This window comes from Actinocorallia lasiicapitis, from assembly GCF_054778695.1.
The window spans coordinates 1-3086 of sequence record NZ_BAAGZI010000542.1; the positions used below are offsets into that span (position 1 = coordinate 1).

Below are 3086 nucleotides of genomic sequence, written 5' to 3' on the forward strand. Positions count from 1 at the left end.
TGACGGGGCTCACCGGATTCCCCGTCGGGGTGACGCGGGTGCCGGCGGCGACGCCGAACCTCGGCGCCGTCCAGGCTCCGGCCGCCTACCCGCCCAGCCTCGCCTCCACCTTCAACAAGGCCCCGCTTGGTGCGCCGGCCGGCTGGCGCACCAAGGGCGAGGTGAAGATCGCGCCCGATCCGGCGGGGTTCACCGGCAACGCCCTGGTGTTCGGCCCCGACTCGGCCGCCACCCGCACGTTCCCCGTGGGCGCGGGCTTCCTGCGGGTGTCGGCGCGGCTGCGCACCACCGACCCGGCCAAGCGGGTGCTGTTCGAGGTCGCCGACGCCGCGGGCGTCCCGGTGGCAGCGGTCGGCGTCCGCGACGGACGGCTGATCTACACCGACGGAGCCGACGTCCGGATGCTGCCCTACCCGGTGCCCGCCAACACCTGGACCAGGGTCGGGATGCTGCTGCGCCCCGAGACCGGAACCTACGACGTGCTCATCGGCGGCACCGCCGTCACCACCGCGGGGCTGCGCTCGGACGCACGGGTCGCGGAACGGCTGGTGGCCGGTGCGGACAAGGAAGCGGGCCTCGCGCTTGACGACGTGCTGGTGCTGCCCGAGCCGTGCCCCGGGCCCGAAGTGGCGCCCGACGCGCGGATGAAGCCGGTCGTCGCGGCGAGTTCGGCGGACCGCTCCTGATCCGCTGACGGACGGGGCCGGGACCTGGCGGCGGGTCCCGGCCCTTCCTGATACTTTCTCCAGTGACGCCCGGAACTTCCCCCTCTGAGCACAGGAGCCCCCCGTGGCCGACGAGCAGGCGCCAGCCGGTATCGACACCTCCGTCCCCAGCTTCGCCCGGGTCTACGACTACTTCCTCGGCGGCAAGGACAACTTCGCCTCCGACCGGGCCGTCGCCGACATGGTGCTGGAGCTGGTGCCCGAAGCACCCGAGGTCGCGCGCGGCAACCGGACCGCGATCGAACGCGCCGTCCGCTGGATGGCCGGGCAGGGCATCACCCAGTTCGTCGACATCGGTTCGGGGCTGCCGACCGCGTCCAACGTGCACCAGTACGCGCGGCGCGCCAACCCCGACGCGCGTGTCGTGTACGTCGACAACGATCCGATCGTGCTCGCGCACGGCCGGGCGCTGCTCACCGAGGACGGGGTGGCCCGGTTCGTCCAGGGCGACCTCTACGAGCCGGAGAAAATCTTCGGCAACCCCGAGCTGACCTCGCTGATCGACCCGGCGCGGCCGCTCGGCGTCATCCTCGCGGCGATCATCCACCATGTCCCGGACGAGAACGACCCGGCCGCCGTGGTGCGGCGGCTGCTGGAGTTCCTCGCGCCCGGCAGCTTCGTCATCCTCACCCACCTCCACGACCTGCGCGACGACCCGCGCGTCGAGGAGGCCAAGAAGATTCTGCAGAGCGGCCTCGGCGGCTCCATCTTCCGCTCCCCCGAGCAGATCCTGTCGTTCATGGACGGGCTGACCGTGCTCGAACCGGGCGTCGCCTACACGACGTCCTGGCGCCCCGACGCCCCCGAAGGCCTGCTGGAGCACGAACTCCACAAACAGATGGTCGCCGTCCTCGGCCGCAAGGACGCCTAGGGGACCACTTCACGACCGTCGCGCCGCACGCGTCGTACATGAAGTCGCTGGTGGATCGACGGGTTGAAGTGCATGACCAGTGAGAAGCCCTGGCCCACGTCACCCCTAGGGGGAATCTGATTTCTGGCGTGGGGGTGCGGCGGTCAGGGGCGGCGGGGGCGGGAGCCCGGGGTGTCGCGGGTGCCCTGGGTGATGGTGGTGGCGGTGAGGGAGCCGTCGGGGGCGGGGCGGCCGGAGACGACGATGGTCGTGCCGGTGGGCAGGTCGGGGAGTTCGGCGTCTTTGGTGATGGTGATGCGGGTTTCGGGGGTGGAGCGGACGGTGAGGGTGCGGCCGTCGCGGGTGCGGAGGGTGAGGGTGGAGCCGTCGATCTTGGTGATGGTGCCGGTGGACAGGTCGCCGGCGGCGGCGAAGCCCTGGCCTGGGGGCTGGTTCTGGGCGGCGGGGAAGCGGTTCTCTGTTCGGGGGGTCGTCGGGGGGTGGTCGCCCCAGGTCTTGTCGGCCTGGACGCCGGCGAGGAAACCGGCGACGGCGACGACGGCCGTGCTGAGGGCCAGGGTGGTGCCGGCGAGCCTGACGCGCGGCGGTCCGGCCGTCAGCACGGTGTCCAGATCCTCCGGGAAAGGGGAGGTCTTCAGGAGGTCGGCGGGTTCGGGGCGCGAGGCGGGCACTGTCATGGGCGGGAGCCTCGTGCCCGCCTCTGGGGGAACGGTGATCGGGCTATGAGAGATTCATGAGACCTCGACCTCGACCGTCACCCCCTGGCCCGCCCGCGCCTTCGCGGGAACCCTGCTCAACTCGATGCCGACCGCGTACTGGACGACGTTGGTGGCCGACTGCATCCGCGAGCCCTGCTCGGCCGTCGCGGACTCCGCGGCGACCGGGACGGGCGCGATCGACACGACCTTCCCGGTGACGGAAGCGCCGAGCGAGTCGAACGTGACCGTCGCCTTCTGGCCGTTCCGCAGCCGGACGGTGTCGGCCTCGGCGAAGTTCGCGGTGACCGTCAGATCGGACAGATCCGTGAGGGTGATCGCGGCGGCGCCCTGCTGGGCCTCGGCGCCCCGGGTGATCGAGACGGCCGTGACGGTGCCCGCGTACGGTGCCGTGATCTCCGTTCCGGTGAGGGTGCGGCCCGCCTTGGCGGAGGCGTTGCGCGCCTGGACGTACTGCGCGTACGCCTGGGTGTAGGCGTCGCCGCTCGCACCGTTCAGGGCCGTCCCCGCTTCGCCGAGCGCGAGGGACGCGGCGTGCACTCCCTGCTCGGCGGCCGTGGCGTCCACCCGGGCCAGGACGTCGCCCTTGGCGACCTTGTCCCCCACCTCGACTGCCACGGACGTGACGGGGCCCGCCGTGGCGAACGACAGGTCGCGGGTGCGGGCGGCGTCGACCGTCCCGGACGCCGAGACGGTCCCCGCTGCGGCGACGGGCGGGACCCCGTACGGGTTCTCGTGGTGCACGCCGACGAGGTGATCCGATCAGCCATGGCA

The 3086-nt window shown here is 72.3% G+C and carries 4 protein-coding genes; 2 read left to right on the top strand and 2 right to left on the bottom strand.

Going from position 1 to position 3086, the window contains the following annotated elements; all coding sequences use genetic code 11:
* Together ACYVE7_RS31820 and ACYVE7_RS31825 are read left to right on the top strand one after the other, a co-directional pair.
* Positions 1-686, top strand: a 686-nt coding sequence (locus ACYVE7_RS31820) for a hypothetical protein (protein WP_460369992.1), incomplete at its 5' end; no start/stop codon positions are given.
* A gap of 103 nt (positions 687-789) precedes the next feature.
* Positions 790-1596, top strand: a complete 807-nt coding sequence (locus tag ACYVE7_RS31825; protein WP_460369994.1) for an SAM-dependent methyltransferase — start codon at positions 790-792, stop codon at positions 1594-1596.
* Positions 1597-1739: 143 nt separating this feature from the next.
* On the opposite strand, the gene ACYVE7_RS31830 is transcribed toward ACYVE7_RS31825, so the two are convergent.
* Both ACYVE7_RS31830 and ACYVE7_RS31835 read right to left on the bottom strand, forming a co-directional pair.
* Positions 1740-2273, bottom strand: coding sequence for a DUF5666 domain-containing protein (locus tag ACYVE7_RS31830; RefSeq protein WP_460369995.1), 534 nt, complete (start codon positions 2271-2273; stop codon positions 1740-1742).
* Between the two features lie 54 nt (positions 2274-2327).
* Positions 2328-3056, bottom strand: coding sequence for an efflux RND transporter periplasmic adaptor subunit (locus tag ACYVE7_RS31835; RefSeq protein ID WP_460369997.1), 729 nt, complete (start codon positions 3054-3056; stop codon positions 2328-2330).
* Between the last annotated feature and the right edge of the window lie 30 nt (positions 3057-3086).